This window comes from Streptomyces sp. NPDC111516 (assembly GCF_055635345.1).
Genome location: NZ_JBVKBV010000002.1, coordinates 125098 through 143101 on the forward strand (window position 1 = coordinate 125098; position 18004 = coordinate 143101).

16 protein-coding genes and 2 pseudogenes are annotated in these 18004 nt (G+C 69.3%); 9 read left to right on the plus strand and 9 right to left on the minus strand.

Annotated elements, in window-relative coordinates; genetic code table 11:
- Positions 1-49 precede the first annotated feature (49 nt).
- Positions 50-2047 (minus strand): hypothetical protein, encoded by a 1998-nt coding sequence (locus ACZ7L9_RS06200; protein ID WP_471413001.1) that lies wholly within the window; start codon positions 2045-2047, stop codon positions 50-52.
- Positions 2048-2282: 235 nt separating this feature from the next.
- Between ACZ7L9_RS06200 and ACZ7L9_RS06205 the strand changes: the two genes are divergently transcribed.
- Positions 2283-3527 carry a hypothetical protein gene (locus ACZ7L9_RS06205; RefSeq protein WP_471413002.1) on the plus strand — a complete coding sequence of 415 codons (1245 nt, stop codon included), beginning with the start codon at positions 2283-2285 and terminating at the stop codon, positions 3525-3527.
- 129 nt (positions 3528-3656) lie between these two features.
- Here ACZ7L9_RS06205 and ACZ7L9_RS06210 read toward each other — a convergent pair whose 3' ends face one another.
- Positions 3657-4040 (minus strand): DUF192 domain-containing protein, encoded by a 384-nt coding sequence (locus ACZ7L9_RS06210; protein ID WP_471413004.1) that lies wholly within the window; start codon positions 4038-4040, stop codon positions 3657-3659.
- A 103-nt stretch (positions 4041-4143) separates the two neighbouring features.
- Between ACZ7L9_RS06210 and ACZ7L9_RS06215 the strand changes: the two genes are divergently transcribed.
- From ACZ7L9_RS06215 to ACZ7L9_RS06225, 3 genes are all read left to right on the plus strand, one after another.
- The gene (locus ACZ7L9_RS06215) at positions 4144-4953 is read left to right on the plus strand and encodes a prepilin peptidase (RefSeq protein WP_471413006.1); all 810 of its coding nucleotides are present in this window, start codon (positions 4144-4146) and stop codon (positions 4951-4953) included.
- Positions 4954-5027: 74 nt separating this feature from the next.
- A complete protein-coding gene (locus tag ACZ7L9_RS06220) occupies positions 5028-5831 on the plus strand; it encodes a class I SAM-dependent methyltransferase (protein WP_471413007.1) in 804 nt (267 codons plus the stop codon).
- Between the two features lie 73 nt (positions 5832-5904).
- On the plus strand, positions 5905-6357 hold the full coding sequence (locus ACZ7L9_RS06225; protein WP_471413008.1) for a hypothetical protein: 453 nt from the start codon (positions 5905-5907) through the stop codon (positions 6355-6357).
- Positions 6358-6402: 45 nt separating this feature from the next.
- Here the strand turns inward: ACZ7L9_RS06225 and ACZ7L9_RS06230 are convergent.
- Positions 6403-7554, minus strand: a pseudogene (locus tag ACZ7L9_RS06230) (winged helix DNA-binding domain-containing protein).
- A 51-nt stretch (positions 7555-7605) separates the two neighbouring features.
- Here ACZ7L9_RS06230 and ACZ7L9_RS06235 point away from each other — a divergent pair.
- Positions 7606-8136: a hypothetical protein gene (locus ACZ7L9_RS06235; RefSeq protein ID WP_471413009.1), complete on the plus strand. Its 531-nt coding sequence runs from the start codon at positions 7606-7608 to the stop codon at positions 8134-8136.
- A gap of 225 nt (positions 8137-8361) precedes the next feature.
- Here the strand turns inward: ACZ7L9_RS06235 and mgrA are convergent, their stop codons facing one another.
- The gene (gene mgrA, locus ACZ7L9_RS06240) at positions 8362-9402 is read right to left on the minus strand and encodes an L-glyceraldehyde 3-phosphate reductase (RefSeq protein WP_471413010.1); all 1041 of its coding nucleotides are present in this window, start codon (positions 9400-9402) and stop codon (positions 8362-8364) included.
- A 200-nt stretch (positions 9403-9602) separates the two neighbouring features.
- Between mgrA and ACZ7L9_RS06245 the strand changes: the two genes are divergently transcribed.
- From ACZ7L9_RS06245 to ACZ7L9_RS06260, 4 genes are all read left to right on the plus strand, one after another.
- Complete coding sequence (locus tag ACZ7L9_RS06245; protein ID WP_471413012.1) at positions 9603-10364, plus strand: isoprenyl transferase; 762 nt, start codon at positions 9603-9605, stop codon at positions 10362-10364.
- A gap of 451 nt (positions 10365-10815) precedes the next feature.
- Positions 10816-12138: a PhoH family protein gene (locus tag ACZ7L9_RS06250; RefSeq protein ID WP_471413013.1), complete on the plus strand. Its 1323-nt coding sequence runs from the start codon at positions 10816-10818 to the stop codon at positions 12136-12138.
- Between the two features lie 389 nt (positions 12139-12527).
- The gene (locus ACZ7L9_RS06255) at positions 12528-13232 is read left to right on the plus strand and encodes an aggregation-promoting factor C-terminal-like domain-containing protein (RefSeq protein ID WP_471413015.1); all 705 of its coding nucleotides are present in this window, start codon (positions 12528-12530) and stop codon (positions 13230-13232) included.
- A gap of 136 nt (positions 13233-13368) precedes the next feature.
- On the plus strand, positions 13369-14808 hold the full coding sequence (locus tag ACZ7L9_RS06260; RefSeq protein WP_471413017.1) for an AI-2E family transporter: 1440 nt from the start codon (positions 13369-13371) through the stop codon (positions 14806-14808).
- A gap of 69 nt (positions 14809-14877) precedes the next feature.
- On the opposite strand, the gene ACZ7L9_RS06265 is transcribed toward ACZ7L9_RS06260, so the two are convergent.
- From ACZ7L9_RS06265 to ACZ7L9_RS06285, 5 genes and pseudogenes are all read right to left on the minus strand, one after another.
- Entirely contained in the window at positions 14878-15411 is a 534-nt protein-coding gene (locus ACZ7L9_RS06265) for an alkyl hydroperoxide reductase (protein WP_471413018.1), read from the minus strand.
- A gap of 12 nt (positions 15412-15423) precedes the next feature.
- On the minus strand, positions 15424-15975 hold the full coding sequence (locus tag ACZ7L9_RS06270; RefSeq protein WP_471413019.1) for a peroxiredoxin: 552 nt from the start codon (positions 15973-15975) through the stop codon (positions 15424-15426).
- A 459-nt stretch (positions 15976-16434) separates the two neighbouring features.
- Positions 16435-17145 carry an alpha/beta fold hydrolase gene (locus ACZ7L9_RS06275; RefSeq protein WP_471413021.1) on the minus strand — a complete coding sequence of 237 codons (711 nt, stop codon included), beginning with the start codon at positions 17143-17145 and terminating at the stop codon, positions 16435-16437.
- 204 nt (positions 17146-17349) lie between these two features.
- Positions 17350-17523: pseudogene (locus tag ACZ7L9_RS06280) on the minus strand (IS5 family transposase); the annotation flags it as partial.
- Between the two features lie 80 nt (positions 17524-17603).
- Positions 17604-17906: a hypothetical protein gene (locus ACZ7L9_RS06285; RefSeq protein WP_471413022.1), complete on the minus strand. Its 303-nt coding sequence runs from the start codon at positions 17904-17906 to the stop codon at positions 17604-17606.
- Positions 17907-18004: the final 98 nt, after the last annotated feature.

Genomic DNA, 18004 nt, shown 5'->3' on the forward strand with positions numbered 1-18004 from the left:
CGTACCTTCACCAGAGCTACAGGTACGGCCGCACCTTTGGCTACCCGCGCTACTTCGCGCAGTAGCTGTAAGGAAGGTACGAGCGCTTGTCACCGTTCGGGGCCCCGAGGAACTGCGCGTCCGTCAGGGTCTCCTTCTTGTGCTCGTCCGAGATGGAGAGCCCGAGACTCATGCCGAGCGAGATCTCGAAGCCGAACTCCTGGGCGTCCGTCCGACCGTGGTACTTCATCGAGCTCGACAGGCCGTCCTGGAACATCAGCTGCTCGAACGGGTCGTTCCCGGTGGGCTTCTGCTGCATGGAGTGGTCACCGAACATGTACTCGAACGGGGCGGTGTTGTTGCCGGAGCCGTTCAGCCACTGCTCGGCGACGGCCCGCTTGTCCTCGGTGGCCCGGTCCGTGTCCTTACCGAAGATGATCGAGTTCGTCTTGACCTCGATACCGGTGTCGCCGGAGGAGTCGGTGCCGCTGACCTTGCCGCCGCGCTTGTCGTCACCCTTCTTGCCATTGTCGCCGCTGATGTCGCCCTTGTTCGCCGTCGAGTCCTTCTCGACGGTCTGGGTCATGTCGATGCGGACGATCTTGCCGGTCTTCTGGTCGCGGGTGACGGTGATCGCCCCGGTGCGGCTGTCCTTCGAGGTGGCCGCACCGCCGTACGGGCCGACCGTACCGCTCACCTTGCCCTCCAGTTCGAGCTTGGCGGTGTACGTGTACGACTCGTTGCCGTTCACGTCGTCCTTGGTGATGGTCACCTCGGGGGAGAACTTGGCCTTGCCGCCGAGCTTGGCGCCGAGCTTGGTCTCGTCGCCCGAGCTGATGGAGAGGCCGCCGTCCGCGTAGGCGTTGAGGCCGATGGTCGAGTAGGAGATCTTCTTGTCGCCGATCTTCTTCTCGATTTCCTGCTTCTTGTCGGCCCACTTCATGCCGGAGTACCAGCCACCGCCGTAACCACCGCTGTACTTGGTGGAGTTCTCCCATATCTTCAGTTCTTCGATGTCCTTACGGAGCTTCTCGGCCTCTTCCTCGCTCTTGAAGACCCAGGTGTCACCGTTGGTGATCTTGATGCCGCCGCCGACGTCCACGTCCGCCTTGCCCAGCTTGCCGAGCTTGATGCCGGGGGTGCTGGCGGTGCCGCCGGCCGAGGCGGCGTCCGTGAACGTCATGTAGACCAGCTTGTCGTTCTCGTCGACCTTGCCGTCGCCGTTCAGGTCCGTGTTGGCCTGGCTGACCTTCTGCTGGAAGCCGTACTCGTTGCCCCACTCGAACCAGCCGAGCTTGACCTTGCCGCCGGCGGTGTCGGAGATGCTGGAGACCTGGCACATCCTGGGCTGGTAGTCGGCGTCCGCCTTCGGCTTGGCGGTGGTGTCGCCGCCGCCCGTGGAGCAGCCGCCGGCACCGCCGCCCAGCGAGCTGATCGCACAGCGGATGCGTTCGCCGATCTGCCCGCCGACCCCCGCCATGGCCATCGCGCCGATCATCGTGACGACGAGGACGATCACCCCGAGGTACTCCATGGCGGTGGCCCCGCCGTCCCGCCAGGAGTACGGCTGGTACGGCGTCGGGGAAGGCTCTTCGTCGCGGTCGTCCAGCAGCCGGTCGACGGCCAGCCCCGCGGCCGAACCGGTCGCCAGCGTGACGACCGGCATCAACGTGCCCTCCAGGCCCATGAGATGCCAGGACACGGCGAATCCGTAGGCGAGCGCGGCCAGCGGGACACCCAGGGAGGCGAGCAGGGTCAGCGGCCGGGACTCGCGCTGCTCGTCGGGCAGGACGCGGGCCGAGGCCAGGACGGTGAGCACGGTCGTGATGACGTTCGGCACGTGCAGAAGCCCCAGGCGCCAGCCGAAGCTCGCCAGCCGCTCGTCGGTGGCGAGCATCTCGACGAGCCCGCGCGACACCAGATATCCGGCGGCGATGTAGACCAGAGCGCCGGCGGCCCAACTACGGGTCAGGGCGAAGAACACGCCACTGCTGGCCCCGGAACCACCCCCGCCTCCCGGTGGTATGCGGCCCGCGCTTCCGCTCTCCCAGCCCCCGCCACCACTCACGGTTCTTCCTCTCCGACGCCTACTCGACATGCCTGTGCCCGCAGTTCCGCAATTCGGGTGTGGCGTGAGCGTACGGGTGTACGAGCCGGGTGACCTGGGCCCTCGGCCCCAAAACCGGGCCCAACGGGGAACGCCCCTGCCCTGCCACTGCCCCGCACCGAGCTCCGTCCGCAGCCGGGGCCGCTGACCCGGCCCGCAGCGGGTGGGGCCACCCGCTGCGGAGATAATCGATTGCATGCCCGACGACGATCCGGCCACTCAGGCCACCGCCTCCGCCCAGCAGCTCGTTCGGCAGCGCAGCCGCCGAACGCGGCCGCAACCGCCGCAACCGCCGCATCCCCCCGTCCGAGGCCGCCTCGCCGCGGCCCTCGCGGCGGCGGCACCGGCCCTCGGGGCGTATGCGGCCGTGCGCCTGATCGGTCTCGCCGTCCTCGCCGCCGCCGCGTCCGACGCCGGAAAGAGCGCCTTCCACCTCCTCGGCGAACGCTGGGACTCCGTCTGGTACCAGCGGATCGCCGAGAACGGCTACGGCTACACCGTCACCCTCCCGAACGGCGGCATCCACTCCGACCTGGCCTTCTTCCCCCTGCTGCCCGCTCTGGAGCGCGGCATCGCCGAGCTGACCCCGCTCTCCCTCGCGGGCGCCGGACTGCTGGTCGCCTGGGTCGCCGCGCTCTTCGCGGCCTGGGGGATCTTCGCCGTCGGGGCGCATCTGTACGGGCGTCGGGCAGGGGTGGTGCTGGCCGCGCTGTGGGGCGTGTACCCGACGGCGTTCGTCCAGTCGATGGCGTACACCGAAACACTGTTCACCGCCTTCGCCGCCTGGGCGCTGTACGCCGTACTGACCCGGCGCTGGATCGTGGCGGGCGCACTGTGCGTACTCGCCGGGCTGACCAGGCCCTCCGCGGCTGCGCTCATCGCCGCCCTCGGGATCACCGCCGCGGTCACGCTCGTACGGGAGTACCGGGCCGGCCGGATGGACGGCATCGTCCGCCGCAACACACGGATGCTGATCGGTACCGTGCTCGCGCCGCTGGGCTGGCTCGGGTACGTGGTGTTCGTCGCCGTACGGGAGGGCAGCCTCTTCGCGTACTTCGACGTCCAGGCACAGTGGGGCAACAGCATCGACGGAGGCGTGGCGCTCGCCACGTTCATCCTCGGTCTGCCGCTGCCCGGCGCGCTGGGGCTGGGCGCGGCGCTGGTGGGCCTCGGATGGCTGGTGTTCCTGTGCGTACGGCAGCGCCAGCCGCTCCCCGTACTCGCCTACTGCATCGCCGTCGTCGTCATCGCGCTGATCGGCTCCGGGTACTTCGGGTCCAGGCCGCGGCTGATGATGCCCGCGTTCCCGCTGCTCCTCCCGCCCGCCGTCGCGCTGCTGCGGCTGCGCACCACGGCTCGCACGGTGGCGGTCGTCGCCGTGCTCGCGGTGGCGTCGGCGGCCTACGGGGCGTGGACGCTGCTCGGCTCCGGCCCGCCGTGAGCGCGAGCATGTGCGTGAACCCGGTCGGGGCCGGGGCAGGTCGAAGGGGACACGGCGGGTCGCGCGGCCCTGGGTGTCCAGGAGCCGGCCGCCCGGCCGCCCACGCCTCAGAGGTCACCCGACAGGCTCTCAGCCCCGGCCCTCCTCGGTCCGGACGATCCGCACCCGCGCCCCCGGCCGCAGTCCCCACTTCTCCATCGCCCCGGCCTCCGACTCGATCACATGACGGGCCCGCAGCCGCGGCATCCCGAGTCGGCCCGGCTTCATCGTGTGCACGGCGACCACGTTGAACTTCCGGTCCAGGTACGCCACATCGATGGTGAACCGCATCCGGAAGGTGTGCACACTCCCGCACGGGGTGATCAGCAGGGCGCCGTCGATCCCGTCCTGCCCGAGCAGCCCGCGGCTCCTTGCCCGGTACGTGGCCGCGATCCGCAGCGGTATCTCCGGCTCCTGCCCCCCCTGTGGATCGGTGACCGTCAACGTCCCATTCCCATTGCGCCATTGAGCCATGGCCAAGACGGTAGCGTCCGGTGACGGCCGCAGGGTCCACAAACGTGTGCAGTGGGCCCCAGGACCCATGACCCGTGCCCCGCACCCGCCTAGGGTCTGATCCGTGTACGCCATGCTGACAGTGCTCGCCGCACTCTGGGGCGCAGCGGCCGGACTGCTGGTCCCGCGCGCCGCCTACCGGTTCTCCGTCGAACCGGAGGACGCCTGGCGGGACACCTGCCCCGCGGGCCACGCCCTGACCGGTGCCGCCCGCGGCTGGCTCGGCTCCACCCGGTGCGCCACGTGCGCGGCGGCGGTGCCGGTCCCCGCCGCTCCGGGCGCCGAGCAGGGAGGCCGAGGCGGCGGAGAAGACACCGGGCAGCCCGCGGCGCGCTACGCCCCCGGTGTCCTCGTCCCCGTCGTCACCGCGCTCGCCTGCGCCACGCTCGCAGCGGCCACCGGACTCCGGCCCGAGCTCGCCGTCTGGCTGCTGCTGGCCCCCGTCGGCGTACTCCTCGCCACGATCGACCGCCGCGTCCACCGCCTGCCCGACCAGCTGACCCTGCCCGCCGCGGGGGCGGTCGCCGTACTTCTGGGCGTTGCGGCGCTGCTCCCGGAGCACGGCGGATCCTGGCTGTCCGCCCTGCTCGGCGGTGCGGCCCTCGGCGCCTTCTACTTCCTGCTCTTCCTCATCAACCCGAACGGAATGGGCTTCGGAGACGTCAAGCTCGCCCTGTCGCTGGGCGTGGCCCTCGGCTGGTACGGCTGGGCCGTGGTGTTCGCCGGGGGTTTCGCCGGGTTCCTGCTCGGTGCGGTGTACGGGTTCGGGCTGATGGTCCTGAAGCGGGCCGGGCGCAGGACCGGCATCCCGTTCGGACCTTTCATGATCACGGGCGCGCTGCTGGGCATACTGCTCGGCGGACTGGCCGCCTGACCGCTGCCCGGCCTGCCGTCCGCCCCGCCGTATTGAGGTCGCGCCGGACACCACCCGGCTGACACCATTGCGGTATGCCCGGAACACCCGCGGAAGCAGCAGAACACGCACGGTTCGACGCCCTGGTCGCGGAGGCCGCCGCAGTATCCGTCGACGGCTGGGACTTCTCCTGGCTCGACGGCCGGGCCACCGAACAGCGCCCCTCCTGGGGCTACGCCCGCGCCTTGGCGGACCGGATGGGACGGGCCAGGGCCGCGCTCGACATCCAGACCGGCGGCGGCGAGGTCCTCGCCTCCGTGCCGAAGCTGCCGCCGCTCACCATCGCCACCGAGTCCTGGCTGCCGAACATCGGCCGCGCCACCGCACTCCTGCACCCGCTCGGTGCGGCCGTGGTCGCCGATGCGGACGAGCCGCCGCTGCCGTTCGGCGACAACGCCTTCGACCTGGTGGTCAGCCGGCATCCGGTGACCACCTGGTGGGCGGAGATCGCGCGGGTGCTGACCCCCGGGGGCACGTACTTCTCGCAGCAGGTCGGCCCGGCCAGCGTCTTCGAACTCGTCGAGTACTTCCTCGGCCCGCAGCCGCCCGAGGTGCGCGGCGCCCGCGACCCGGAGAAGGCACGGGCCGAAGCCGAGGCGGCCGGGCTCGAAGTCGTCGATCTGCGGATGGAGACGCTGCGTACCGAATTCTTCGACATCGGCGCCGTCGTCTACTTCCTGCGGAAAGTGATCTGGATGGTGCCGGGCTTCACCGTCGAGGAGTACCGGCCGAAACTGGCCGCGCTGCACCACCGGATCGAGACCGAGGGGCCGTTCGTGGCCCACACCACCCGATTCCTGATCGAGGCCCGCAGGACCGAGGCCCGTAAACCGGAGTAGGCCGCGCCCCTTGCTTTCGCCCGAAGGGTGCGACCCTTGGCGGTGAGCGCACAGGAGGGAACCGGCCATGTGGGTGGGGAACGAAGACGAGGCACCGCGTGTCCCGGAGCACGCCGGCGCCGACTGGCTCAGAGGCGCACGGATCGTCGGAGTGCTCGGCGTCTTCTACCGGCCGGAAGGGCGGATGGGGGAGCCGGAGGCGGTCGAATTCCTGCTGGCCGACGGCCAGTCGGTGGTCCTGACCTGTGCCTCCGACGGGACCCTGCATGTCGGCCCCGGCACCTGGCCCCGGCTGCCCGGCTGGTGCGTACCGTCGGGACAGTGGGAGTTCGCCGCCGTGCCGAACCTGCCGCAGCCCCCCGACGGCGGCTGGACCGTCACCCGCACCGAGGAACGCGTGGACGGGCGGGGCGAGGTGCACGAGGCCGTCATCCGGTGCGAGGGCGGACGCTTCGTGGTCATCGGCGGTGACACCGTGTCGATCCGCTTCACCCGCGGCCACCGGGGCGCACCGGCGAGGAGCTGACCCGGCGAACCAATGCTGTCGCAGCATCAGCCGCACCGGCAGGCGTTACGCGTGCGGCCCCACCGTCACCTTCCCCACCGTCAGGTCCGGTTTGCCTTCAAGGACTTCGCCGACCCGCGCCACCTGCTCCTCCAGCCCCCGCAGCTGCCCGGGCGCGCGCGGTGAAAGCGGCTCCACCGTCACCGCGATCCGCCGGCCCGACCGGCGCTGGTGCCACACCCCGGCCACGGTCCCGTCGATCAGCAGCACCGGGAAGTTCCCTGCCTGGCCACCCGCCAGCGCACGGGTGTACGCCGCCCCGGGGAAGAGCTTCTCGCGCGGCTGGGACGCGATGAGATACGCGTCGAAGTAGGGGAGCAGCCGCACCCCGCGCACCGGCTCCACCGGAAAGGTGGTGTCGCCCGCCACCAGCCAGGCCGGCTCCCCCTCGTACACCACCTCATCGATCTCCCCGCGCGCGGCCATCCCCGCGAACACCTCTGCCGCCCAACGCTGCGGCGCCGCGAGTCACTTCGCGAAGTGCTGGGGCGTGGCCGGACCGTACGCGTACAGATAGCGGCGTACGAGACGGGCGAGCGCCTCCGGACCGTAGAGTGGGACGACGTCCGGGCGGGTGTAGGTGACCTTGCGGCCGCGACCGGGCGCGAAGCACAGCGCGCCGCGGTGACCCGCAAGATGCATCACCTGCCGCCAGCGCGGCCACATGCCCTGGAACGCGGGCATCACCCGGTCCCCGGCCCATGCCCCGGCACGATCCACCACCGCCTCCGAGAGCTCGTCGACGGTCAGCTCGGCCCCGGTCAGCGCGTCCGCGATCGCGGCGAGCACCGCCTCGGTCTGCTCCGGCGTCATCCGTACATCCTCGGGGAGCGGATTGCGCCCGGCCGGTACGGCGGACAACGCGCTGGTCCACATGGACAGTTCGGCCATCGGCAGCAGATGGACGGTGCCGCGCGGCCCGTGCGTCTTGACCAGGGTGCGCTCGGTCCACAGTGCCTCGCGAACATCGGTACGGGTCGCGCCCGCCGTCCGCAGCCCGACGGAGAGCTCGGCGGCCGACAGCACCTGGGCATGCGCGGCGGGCAGCGCGCCGACCACATCGGCCGGGGTGAGGTGCACCGGAGCGGCGAGCCCCTGGCGTTCCATCCGGCGCGCGTTCGCCCCGGTCCAGGTAACGGTCGCGGTTCGTGTCGTCATGATTCGGAATCTAGCGGCCCATCAGGTCAGGGCCTGTCCCATACTCGGCCCATGACCTCTCGGAGACGTACAGCGAAGGCCTCCGCCACCGCGACGGCGCTCCTCCTGGCCACTGCCCTGGCGGGCTGCGGCACGGAACGGGTCGGGGACGCCGGACCCGGCGCGGGCAGCAGCAGCGCGCCCGCCGTGGGCGCCTCGCCCTACGTCGGACCGGGCGCGGGCGACGACGCGTCGCGCTACCGGGAGAACCACGCCTTCCAGTCCACCGCCGAGCTGTCCCCGGCCGACCGGGCCAAGGGCGATGCCGAGGTGAAGAAGGTCGAAGAGGGTCTGGCCGGGCTCGCGGAGGGCGGCAGGAGCACCGAGTCCCAGCTCCATGAGGCGCTCACCGGTCTGGGATACAGCCCCCAAGCGATCACCACCAAAACCTTCGGCCCCCACCGCAACACGTTCACCGTCGAACTCGGCCCGATCTGTCTGGAGGGGGCGCTGGACGGCCGGGTCAACGGACTCGTCACGGCCGAGGCCCACGGCCGGTACCTCGAAGGAACCGGCTGCGTGAAGCCGGTCGGCGGTCACTGACACGTCAACCGGAGAGCAGTGCTCGCACCGGAGTCCGATGAATTCGGAGAGTGATTGTGGAGTGGCGTGGCACCCAGCATCACTTACGAAGGGTTATGGTGGAACCCCCCCCTCGGGCCGGTCCGTATCCCCCCCACGGACCGGCCCGTTTTTTGTGGGCGCGCTGTGCGCCCCGCGTGGCGGCCGCGTGCCGACTGCGTATCGGCCCCGCGAAGGCCGCCCCCGTCAGCTCCGTCCGGCCCAGATGTTGGTGCCCGCGGTGTCCACGGCGAAGGTGTCGATCTCCTTCAAATCCTCGGCGGACAGAGGCGGTCCGGCGAGCGCCGCGACGTTCTCCTCCAGCTGCTTCACGCTCGAAGCGCCGATCAGCGCCGATGTCATACGGCCGTCCCGCAGCACCCAGTTCAGCGCCAGCTGGGCGAGTGACTGACCGCGTCGCCGGGCGATGTCGTTCAGCCCGTTCAGCCGGCGGAGCACCTCGTCGGAGAGCAGGCCCGGGTCCAGGGACTTGCCCTGGGTGGCGCGCGAACCCTCCGGGATGCCCGTCAGGTACTTGTTCGTGAGCAGGCCCTGCGCGAGCGGCACGAAGGAGATGCAGCCCATGCCGGCCGCCTCCAGGGTGTCGAGCAGCCCGTCGTCCTCGATCCAGCGGTTGATCATCGAGTAGGAGGGCTGATGGATCAGGGCCGGTACGCCCATCTCCTTGAGCAGCCGGGCCGCCTCCGCGGTCTGCTCCGCGTTGTACGAGGACACACCCACGTACAACGCCTTGCCCCGCTGCACGGCGGAGGCCAGCGCCCCCATCGTCTCCTCCAGCGGAGTGTCCGGGTCGAAGCGGTGGGAGTAGAAGATGTCGACGTAGTCGAGCCCCATCCGCTTCAGTGAGGCGTCCAGCGACGACAGCAGATATTTGCGGGAGCCCCATTCACCGTAGGGGCCGGGGTGCATGTCGTATCCGGCCTTGGTGGAGATGATCAGCTCGTCCCGGTAGGGAGCGAAGTCCTGCCGGAACATCTTGCCGAAATTGAGCTCGGCGGAGCCGGGCGGCGGCCCGTAGTTGTTGGCCAGATCGAAGTGGGTCACCCCGAGATCGAAGGCGCGGCGCAGGATCGCCCGCTGGGAGTCCAGCGTGCGGTCGTCGCCGAAGTTGTGCCAGAGGCCGAGGGAGACGGCCGGGAGCTTGAGACCGCTGCGGCCGGTGCGGCGGTACTCCATGGAGTCGTAGCGCGAACCGGCGGCCCGGTAGAAGAGAGGAGAATCAGTCACGTTTCTCTCCCTATCACGGACTTGTGACAGGCCGGGTTGGGCCGGTGTGCCGCCTGCGCAGTAATGTGGCGGCCTCGGGGAATGCCACGGCACGGCGGGGCGATGGACTCTGTGGAACGGTGCGGTGATCCCCAGGGAGACGCCCCCGGGCCCCGGGCCATGGGGCGGGCGGGCCCGCACAGAACCGAGAGGTGAACTCAGTGAACTTGCGCGACCTGGTGTACGGGCTCTACGCGCGCCGGGTGGAGGCCCGCCTCGACCTCACCCAGGTGCCCAAGCACATCGGTGTCATCCTCGACGGCAACCGGCGCTGGGCGAAGGCGTCCGGCGGTACGGCCGCGCAGGGGCACCAGGCAGGCGCGGACAAGATCCAGGAACTGCTCGGCTGGTGCAGCGAGACCGATGTGGAGGTCGTCACACTCTGGCTGCTCTCCACGGACAACTTCGACCGGCCCGAGTCCGAGCTGACGCCGCTCCTCGGCATCATCGAGAACACCGTGCGCGACCTCGCGGCGGACGGGCGCTGGCGCGTCCACCACGTCGGCACACTCGATCTGCTGCCCGCCCGCACCCAGACCGTCCTCAAGGAGGCCGAGCAGGCCACGGTCGGTGTCGACGGGATACTGGTCAATGTCGCCGTCGGCTACGGCGGCCGCCAGGAGATCGCCGACGCGGTCCGCTCGCTGCTGCTGGACCACTCCGCCAAGGGGACGTCCTTCGAGGAGCTTGCGGAGATCGTCTCCACCGACCTGATCTCCGAGCACCTCTACACCCGGGGCCAGCCCGACCCGGACCTGGTCATCCGCACCAGCGGTGAGCAGCGGCTGTCCGGCTTCATGCTCTGGCAGAGCGCGCACTCCGAGTACTACTTCTGCGAGGTCTTCTGGCCGGCCTTCCGCCGCGTCGACTTCCTCCGCGCCCTGCGCGACTACGCGGCCCGCCACCGCCGCTACGGCGGCTGACGCCCCCGCCCGGCTTACAGGGCGCTCCTCCCCCCCCCGGCAGTGCACCGCTCCCCGGCGGCACCGGTTCCGGGCGGCCACGGTCATTTTCAGCCGGTCCGGCGTTTGAGGACAAAACCGTGCGGGTGGTGCGCCCGAACCCGTGTACCCGGGCCACACTCCCAGCTCAACCGCCCGCCCGGGGCGGCATGGCTTCGCGTGTTCGAGGGAATACCCCTGACAGGTCGACGTCCGATCACCAACCAGGCGGACGTCGTGTCCAAGTGAGCGGCATGGAGTCCGCTCGCCCGGGAGGCCCGTTGCACACGAAGGACCGTACATACAGTGCGGCCGACGCGGAGGGCCGGCGCTCGGCCCGTGCATCGGGGTCGCAGCCCGGTCCGTCCTCTCCCATTGGGATGCTCCGCGACGCCGTCGCACCCCAACCTCGTCCGAGGGGGTACGTCCTTCCGTGGTGACCAGCACGAAGCGCCGCATGCTCGACAGGCGCACCTATGTTCTCGACACCAGCGTCCTGCTGGCCGATCCGAACGCCATGGCCCGGTTCGACGAGCACGAAGTCGTGCTCCCGATCGTCGTGGTCACGGAACTGGAGGCCAAACGGCACCACCCGGAGCTGGGGTACTTCGCCCGCCAGGCCCTGCGCCTGCTGGACGACTTCCGCACCCGGTACGGCCGGCTGGACGCCCCGATCCCGCTCGGGGATCTGGGCGGGACCCTGCGCGTCGAACTCAACCATTCCGATCCCGGCGTACTGCCCGCCGGCTACCGGTTGGGGGACAACGACTCACGGATCCTCGCGGTCGCGCGCAACCTCCAGGCCGAGGGGTACGACGTCACGGTCGTCTCCAAGGACCTGCCGCTGCGCATCAAGGCGTCCTCGGTCGGCCTCCTCGCCGAGGAGTACCGCGCCGAACTCGCCATCACCGATTCCGGCTGGACGGGGATGTCGGAACTGCCCCTCGCCGCCGAGCAGGTGGACCTGCTCTACGGAGAGGAGACGCTGTACGTACCCGAAGCCGCCGAACTGCCCGTGCACACCGGACTGGTCCTCCAGTCCGAGCGCGGCAAGGCGCTCGGCCGGGTCACCGCCGACGGCAATGTGCGCCTGGTGCGCGGTGACCGGGAGGTCTTCGGCATCCACGGCCGCAGCGCCGAACAGCGGATCGCGCTCGATCTCCTCCTCGACCAGGACGTAGGCATCGTGTCGCTGGGCGGCCGGGCCGGCACCGGCAAGTCGGCGCTGGCGCTCTGCGCCGGTCTCGAAGCCGTCCTGGAGCGCAGGCAGCACCAGAAGGTGATGGTCTTCCGTCCGCTGTACGCGGTCGGCGGGCAGGAACTGGGCTACCTCCCCGGCACCGAGGCCGAGAAGATGAGCCCCTGGGCGCAGGCCGTCTTCGACACGCTCTCGGCGGTCGCCGGACGCGAGGTGATCGAGGAGGTGCTGGGGCGCGGCATGCTGGAGATCCTGCCGCTCACCCACATCCGGGGCCGCTCGCTCCACGATGCCTTCGTGATCGTCGACGAGGCGCAGTCCCTCGAGCGGAACGTCCTGTTGACCGTGCTGTCCCGGATCGGGGCAAATTCCCGGGTGGTGCTCACGCATGACGTGGCACAGCGGGACAACCTCAGGGTCGGCCGGTACGACGGGGTCGTCGCCGTGGTCGAGAAGCTGAAGGGGCATCCGCTCTTCGCGCACGTCACGCTCACCCGCTCCGAGCGCTCGCAGATCGCCGCCCTGGTGACCGAAATGCTGGAGGACGGCCACATCTGATACGGGATACGACAGTTGGTGCCGCCCGGTGAGCGAAGCAGCTTAGCCGGGCGGCATCGTGCTGCGGTGGCATTTCCGTAAATCACTAGCCCCAAACGGGTGTGAGCTTTCACACGCAACAGAGAATTGCTTCCCGGCGTGCCGTTCCGGCAGAGTCTTGCTTCCGTCAGGCCCCGCATACGGCACACCCGCACCTCCAGAGGTGCCACGCACCACACAACTCAACAATCGCCGTCCGTATGCCGCCCGCGAGCACCACGCGGCACTCCCTCCGGGGGGTCGCCCACCGGGCCCGTGCCTCCCGTGACCCAAGCAGTAGGGAGGCCAGTGCCAGGGGCACGATTGCGTCCGCGAGGTCACCTAAGCGGGCGATGCTGGAAGGACACCGTGTGAGCCGGATCTCGGTCCGGGGGTTCGCCGTGGCGTCAGCCACCGCGGTCACCACCGTCGGCGCCGTCGTAGGCGTTGCCTCGGGCAGCACTCCCGCTGCCGACGACAACAACTTCGAGGCGGCCGCAGCCGACACCACGCTTCTCGCCGACATCCCTGCGGGCCAGCAGGCCCAGGTGCAGACCGCTTCGCTGACGCAGCAGGCCGACGCCCAGGCGTCCGCGGCCGACGCGGCGGCGAAGAGGTCCGTGGAGGAAGCGGCCCGCATCCAGGCCGCCAAGGACGCCAAGTCGAAGAAGCAGGCGGCCGAGGCCAAGCTGGAGAAGGAGCGCCAGGACAAGAAGGACGCGGCCGATCGCGCCAGCCGTTCCGAGATCCGCAGCACCGCCACGTTCGCCCAGCAGAGCTCGTACACCGTGGCCGAAGTCCAGGCGATGGCGCGGCAGATCGTTCCCGCCGACCAGTTCCAGTGCTTCAGCAACATCGTGAACCACGAGTCGACCTGGAACTACCAGGCGAGGAACCAGTCCTCGGGTGCCTACGGCCTCGTCCAGGCGCTGCCCGGCTCGAAGATGGCCTCCGCCGGCGCCGACTGGCAGACCAACCCGGCCACCCAGATCAAGTGGGGCCTCAGCTACATGGACGGCCGCTACAAGAGCCCGTGCGGCGCCTGGTCCTTCTGGCAGGCCAACCACTGGTACTAGAACCTGCCGAGATTCCGGTCTCGACCTCGCGAAGCCCCTCGCCGTCCTGCGGTGAGGGGCTTCGCGCGTGTACGGTCGGTCCGGACCGCTCGGCGGGGGAGCGGTGGGGCGAGATGACGGGGGAAAAGGAACGATCATGTCGAAACTACCGGGGTGGCTCGGCAGTCTGGGCGCCGAACTGGCCGACCTGGGCGAGCGGCTGGAGCGGCGCAGGGTCGAAGCCGAGGGGGGCGAGGTCGAGGGGGGCGAGGCCGAGCCCGTCGAGCCGCCGGTGCCGGCCGCCGTACCCGCGAGAGCCGCCGCCGTACCGGACGAGGCGGCCCGGCCCGACATCGCGGCCGGCGATCGTGTGCCGCCGCCGCCCGCGTACGCCCCCTCCGTGGCCGCCCGGCCCGATCCGGTCGCGGCGATCCCCTGGGGCATGCGGGTCGCGGCCGAGGCCGGCTGGCGGCTGCTCGTCCTGGCGGGCACGCTCTGGGTGCTGATGCGGGTCATCAGCGCCGTACAGCTGGTCGTTCTGGCCTTCGTCGCCGCGCTGCTCGTCACCGCGATGCTGCAGCCGACCGTCGCCCGGCTGAAGGGGTACGGTCTGCCGCGCGGACTGGCCACCGCGGTCACCGCGATCCTGGGCTTCGTCATCATGGGGCTGGTCGGCTGGTTCGTGGTCTGGCAGGTCATGGACAACATCGACACCCTCTCCGACAAGGTGCGGACGGGTATCGACGATCTGAAGAACTGGCTGCTCGACAGCCCCTTCCATGTCACCGAGCAGCAGATCAACGACGTCGCGAAGAACCTCAGCGACACCATCGGCACCAACACCGAACAGATAACCTCCGCCGGACTGCAGGGCGTCACCGTGATGGCGGAGCTCCTCACCGGGATGCTGCTGGCGATGTTCTCGACGCTCTTCCTGCTGTACGACGGGAAGCGCATCTGGCACTGGGTGTTGAAACTGGTGCCCGCGCAGGCCCGGCCGGGTGTCGCGGGTGCCGGGCCGCGGGCCTGGCGGACGCTGACCGCCTATGTGCGGGGCACGGTCGTCGTGGCGCTGATCGACGCGATATTCATCGGGCTCGGGATCTGGTTCCTCAAGGTGCCGATGGCGGTGCCGCTCGCCGTCTTCATCTTCCTCTTCGCCTTCATCCCGCTGGTCGGCGCGGTGATCTCCGGGGCGCTCGCGGTGGTCGTCGCGCTCGTCACCGAAGGCGTGTTCACCGCGCTGATGGTGCTGGCCGTGGTGCTCGCCGTGCAGCAGATCGAGGGGCATGTGCTGCAGCCGTTCATCCTGGGGCGCGCGGTACGGGTGCATCCGCTCGCCGTCGTCCTCTCGGTCGCCGCGGGCGGCATGATCGCGGGCATCGGCGGAGCGGTCGTCGCGGTGCCGCTGGTCGCGGTCACCAACACGGTGGTCGGCTATCTGCGCGCGTACGGGCAGGAGGAAGCCCTGCGGCACGCTCCGTCCCCACGCGGGGCGTCCGCGCTCGGCGTCGCTCCGACCCCCGCGCCGGGCTCGCCGCCCGAGGACATCGACTACGGCGACGACGAGGACGGCGCCGACCAGACGGCCAAGTGAACAGAAGAAGGGCCCCGGGGACGGTCGGTCGTCCTCGGGGCCCTTCTCGTACAAGGGGTACCGCTGGTCCTACTCGGCGAGCACGGCCTCGGCTTCGAGGGTCACGCCGACCGCCTGGATCACCGAGGCAATCTTGACGGCTTCCTGAATGGTCTCACGGTCCACGCCCGCCTTGCGCAGCACCTGCTCGTGGGAGTCCAGGCACTGGCCGCAGCCGTTGATCGCGGAGACCGCGAGCGACCACAGTTCGAAGTCGATCTTCTCCACGCCGGGGTTGCCGATGACGTTCATCCGCAGGCCCGCGCGGAGCGTCCCGTACTCGGGGTCCGACAGCAGGTGCCGGGTCCGGTAGAAGACGTTGTTCATCGCCATGATGGCGGCAGCCGACTTCGCGGCGGTGTACGCCTGGGCGGAGAGGTTGGCCTTCGCTTCCGGCTCCAGCTCGCGCAGCACCTTCGGCGAGCGCGAGGCGATCGCGCAGGCGAGGACGGTGCCCCACAGCTGCTGCTGCGGCAGGTCGCTGTTCCCGATGACCGAACCGAGGTTCAGCTTCAGGTCCTTGGCGAAGTCCGGAACAGCGGCCTTCAGTTCGTCGAGTGCCATGTCGCCGTCAGCTCACTCGCCCGCGAGGAGCGCGACCGGGTCGAGGGTGTTCTCGCCCTTGGTCCAGTTGCAGGGGCACAGCTCGTCGGTCTGCAGGGCGTCGAGGACCCGCAGGACCTCCTTGGGGTTACGGCCCACGGAACCGGCGGTCACCATCGTGAACTGGATCTCGTTGTTCTGGTCGACGATGAAGACGGCGCGCTGGGCGAAGCCGTCCTCGCCCTCGATGCCGAGGTCACGCATGAGCTCGTGCTTCGAGTCGGCCATCATCGGGAAGGGCAGGTCGGTCAGGTCCGGGTGGTCCTTGCGCCAGGCGTGGTGCACGAACTCGGAGTCACCGGAGAAGCCGAGGATCTGGGCGTCACGGTCGGCGAACTCTTCGTTCAGCTTGCCGAAGGCGGCGATCTCGGTGGGGCAAACGAAGGTGAAGTCCTTCGGCCACGCGAAGACCACTTTCCAACCCTCATACGACTTGTGCGTGATGGTCTCGAACTCCTTGCCCTTCTCCAGGGAGACGCAGGCGGTCAGTTCGAACTCGGGGAACTTGTCACCGACAGTGAGCATGGTTCTTGGTACTCCTGTGTTGCTTGGGGCTGGACCAGGCCACCGTGCCACACCCCCCATTGATCAGGGAAATCGGTATTGGCGGGGGAATTGATCGTGAGTCGCAATCAGTGGTAAGCGTGCGATACTCGTGCCAGCGGCCCGCTCTGAGACCCCTCCCCAGGATGAACAGAGCGGGCCGCTTCTCTTTGGCTCCATCCGGCACGAAAACGGATGGGGTCGACTTGTGCTTGTTTTGCCTAATGGGGCCTACTGTCCGGTTCGGACTCGCTTGAAGATCACCCTTATGGCCGTGTTTGAGTTGTTGAAAACTAACCGACCACTTCGCAGGGAACAGAGTGGGTAAGCGTAGGAAGAAGTCCCTACCCTTAGCGGCCACCGTCGGCTACAGCTGCTAGGACCCGTTTTCAAAGTCGGCAGTCTGGCCGGGGATCCGTGGTGGACCGTACATCGACTTCGTCAGTGCGCGAGGCCGTCGATCAGTTTGCCAAGCGTGGCGCTGATCTCTTGCGGTTCGGTGAGCATGGCCAGGTGGTGTGCGGTGCGGCGCGTGACCCGCCAGCCTTCTTGCTCAGCCTGGTGAGCTTCGGCCGTGTACGCATCGCTCAGCTGCAGGTAGGCACTGTGAGAGGGAGCAGGCCCTGAAAGTTCTGGGGCGGGCTCCTCGAAGTAGGCCAAGGGCAGGCGGGGGAGCTCTCCGCAGAAGCGGGCGCGCATGTGCGGGTCGGGCAGGATCTCCTCGACGGTGCCCGGCGGAAACCACTCATTCCAGGGCAGCAGAAGCCCGTCCCGGGCTTTTCCGCGCAACTGCTCGCACATTTCCGCTGGGACTGTGTCGAACCAGCTGCGGCCGGGGTGGGGTAGGAGGGCATCGACGAAGATCGTGCCGACAACCGTCGCTGTCGTTGCGCCGACGACAGCGGGCAACAGGGCGCCGGCGCCGCTGTGCCCTACGAGCACGATCCGGCCGTCACCGCCGTGTCGGTCGATTTCGTTCGCGACGGTTGCAGCAATCCTTGGATAGTACGGTGCAGCACCTGCGAACGCCTCCGCCAAGGAGGACACAATCGTCGCGTGTCCTTGCGCGCGCAGTGCGCTCGCGATCGGCTGCCAGACCGAAGCCCCTACCAGAGGGCTGTGCACCATGACCAGGGTCGGTTGTCCTCGCATGACACCTCGTTCTCGATCACCACGCAGCCGTGGCGGAATCGTAGACACTGGCAAGCGTTGGGTGCGCTTACGCGCTGGGCGTTCGCTGAGGGGAGAGTCGAATCATGTCCAAGTGCATCGGCATGAACTCCCACTCTGGTCGGCGAGTTTATGTCGGCGCCTCCGACCTGATCCCTTGAGTGAGGCGACTTTCGAAAGTGCTGGTCACAGCCACTCGTTGATGGCCGCGACCAGAACGGTCGCCTCGTAGCGGACGGCGAATTTGTCGTACCTGGTAGCCACGGCGCGGTGGCGCTTGAGGCGGTTGACGCCGCACTCCACCGTGTGGCGCTCGCGGCAGTCGGCCTTGTCGCACTTCGGCGGGCGGCAGCCGCGGGAACGGCGTTACGGCCGTCAGGCGGTGTACTCGAGCTCCGTCAGGGCGGCCTGGCGTACGGCCAGAGGTGCCTGGGTCACATCTATCCCTGCCAAGTACTGGACCAGGCGTCACGGGTATCCAGTAGCTGCCGCCCCAGCTCGACACCTTCCAGTTGTCCAGGACGGATGACCCGGCGGAAACGCCCCTCCTCGATGGCACCGACGACCAACTTCTCGGCCAGCCACAGCGGCGTCCGTTCCCTGATCGCGAACGTCAGATGAACGCTGGTCTCGTCAGAGTCCGCGACGAGCGGGTTGTGGACCCACCCTCTCGGGAGCAAGAGGGACTGGCCGGCCTTGAGATCGACCTCGATGTTGGGGCCCTGCTGTGCGGGGCCAGGCATGGCGCGAGCGGAACCTCGAACTGTGGGGTCTGAAGGACGCGGCCGGTAGCAAGTAGTAAGAAACCCCCTGCCGGGCGGAGGGGGTTTCCTGGTGTTTG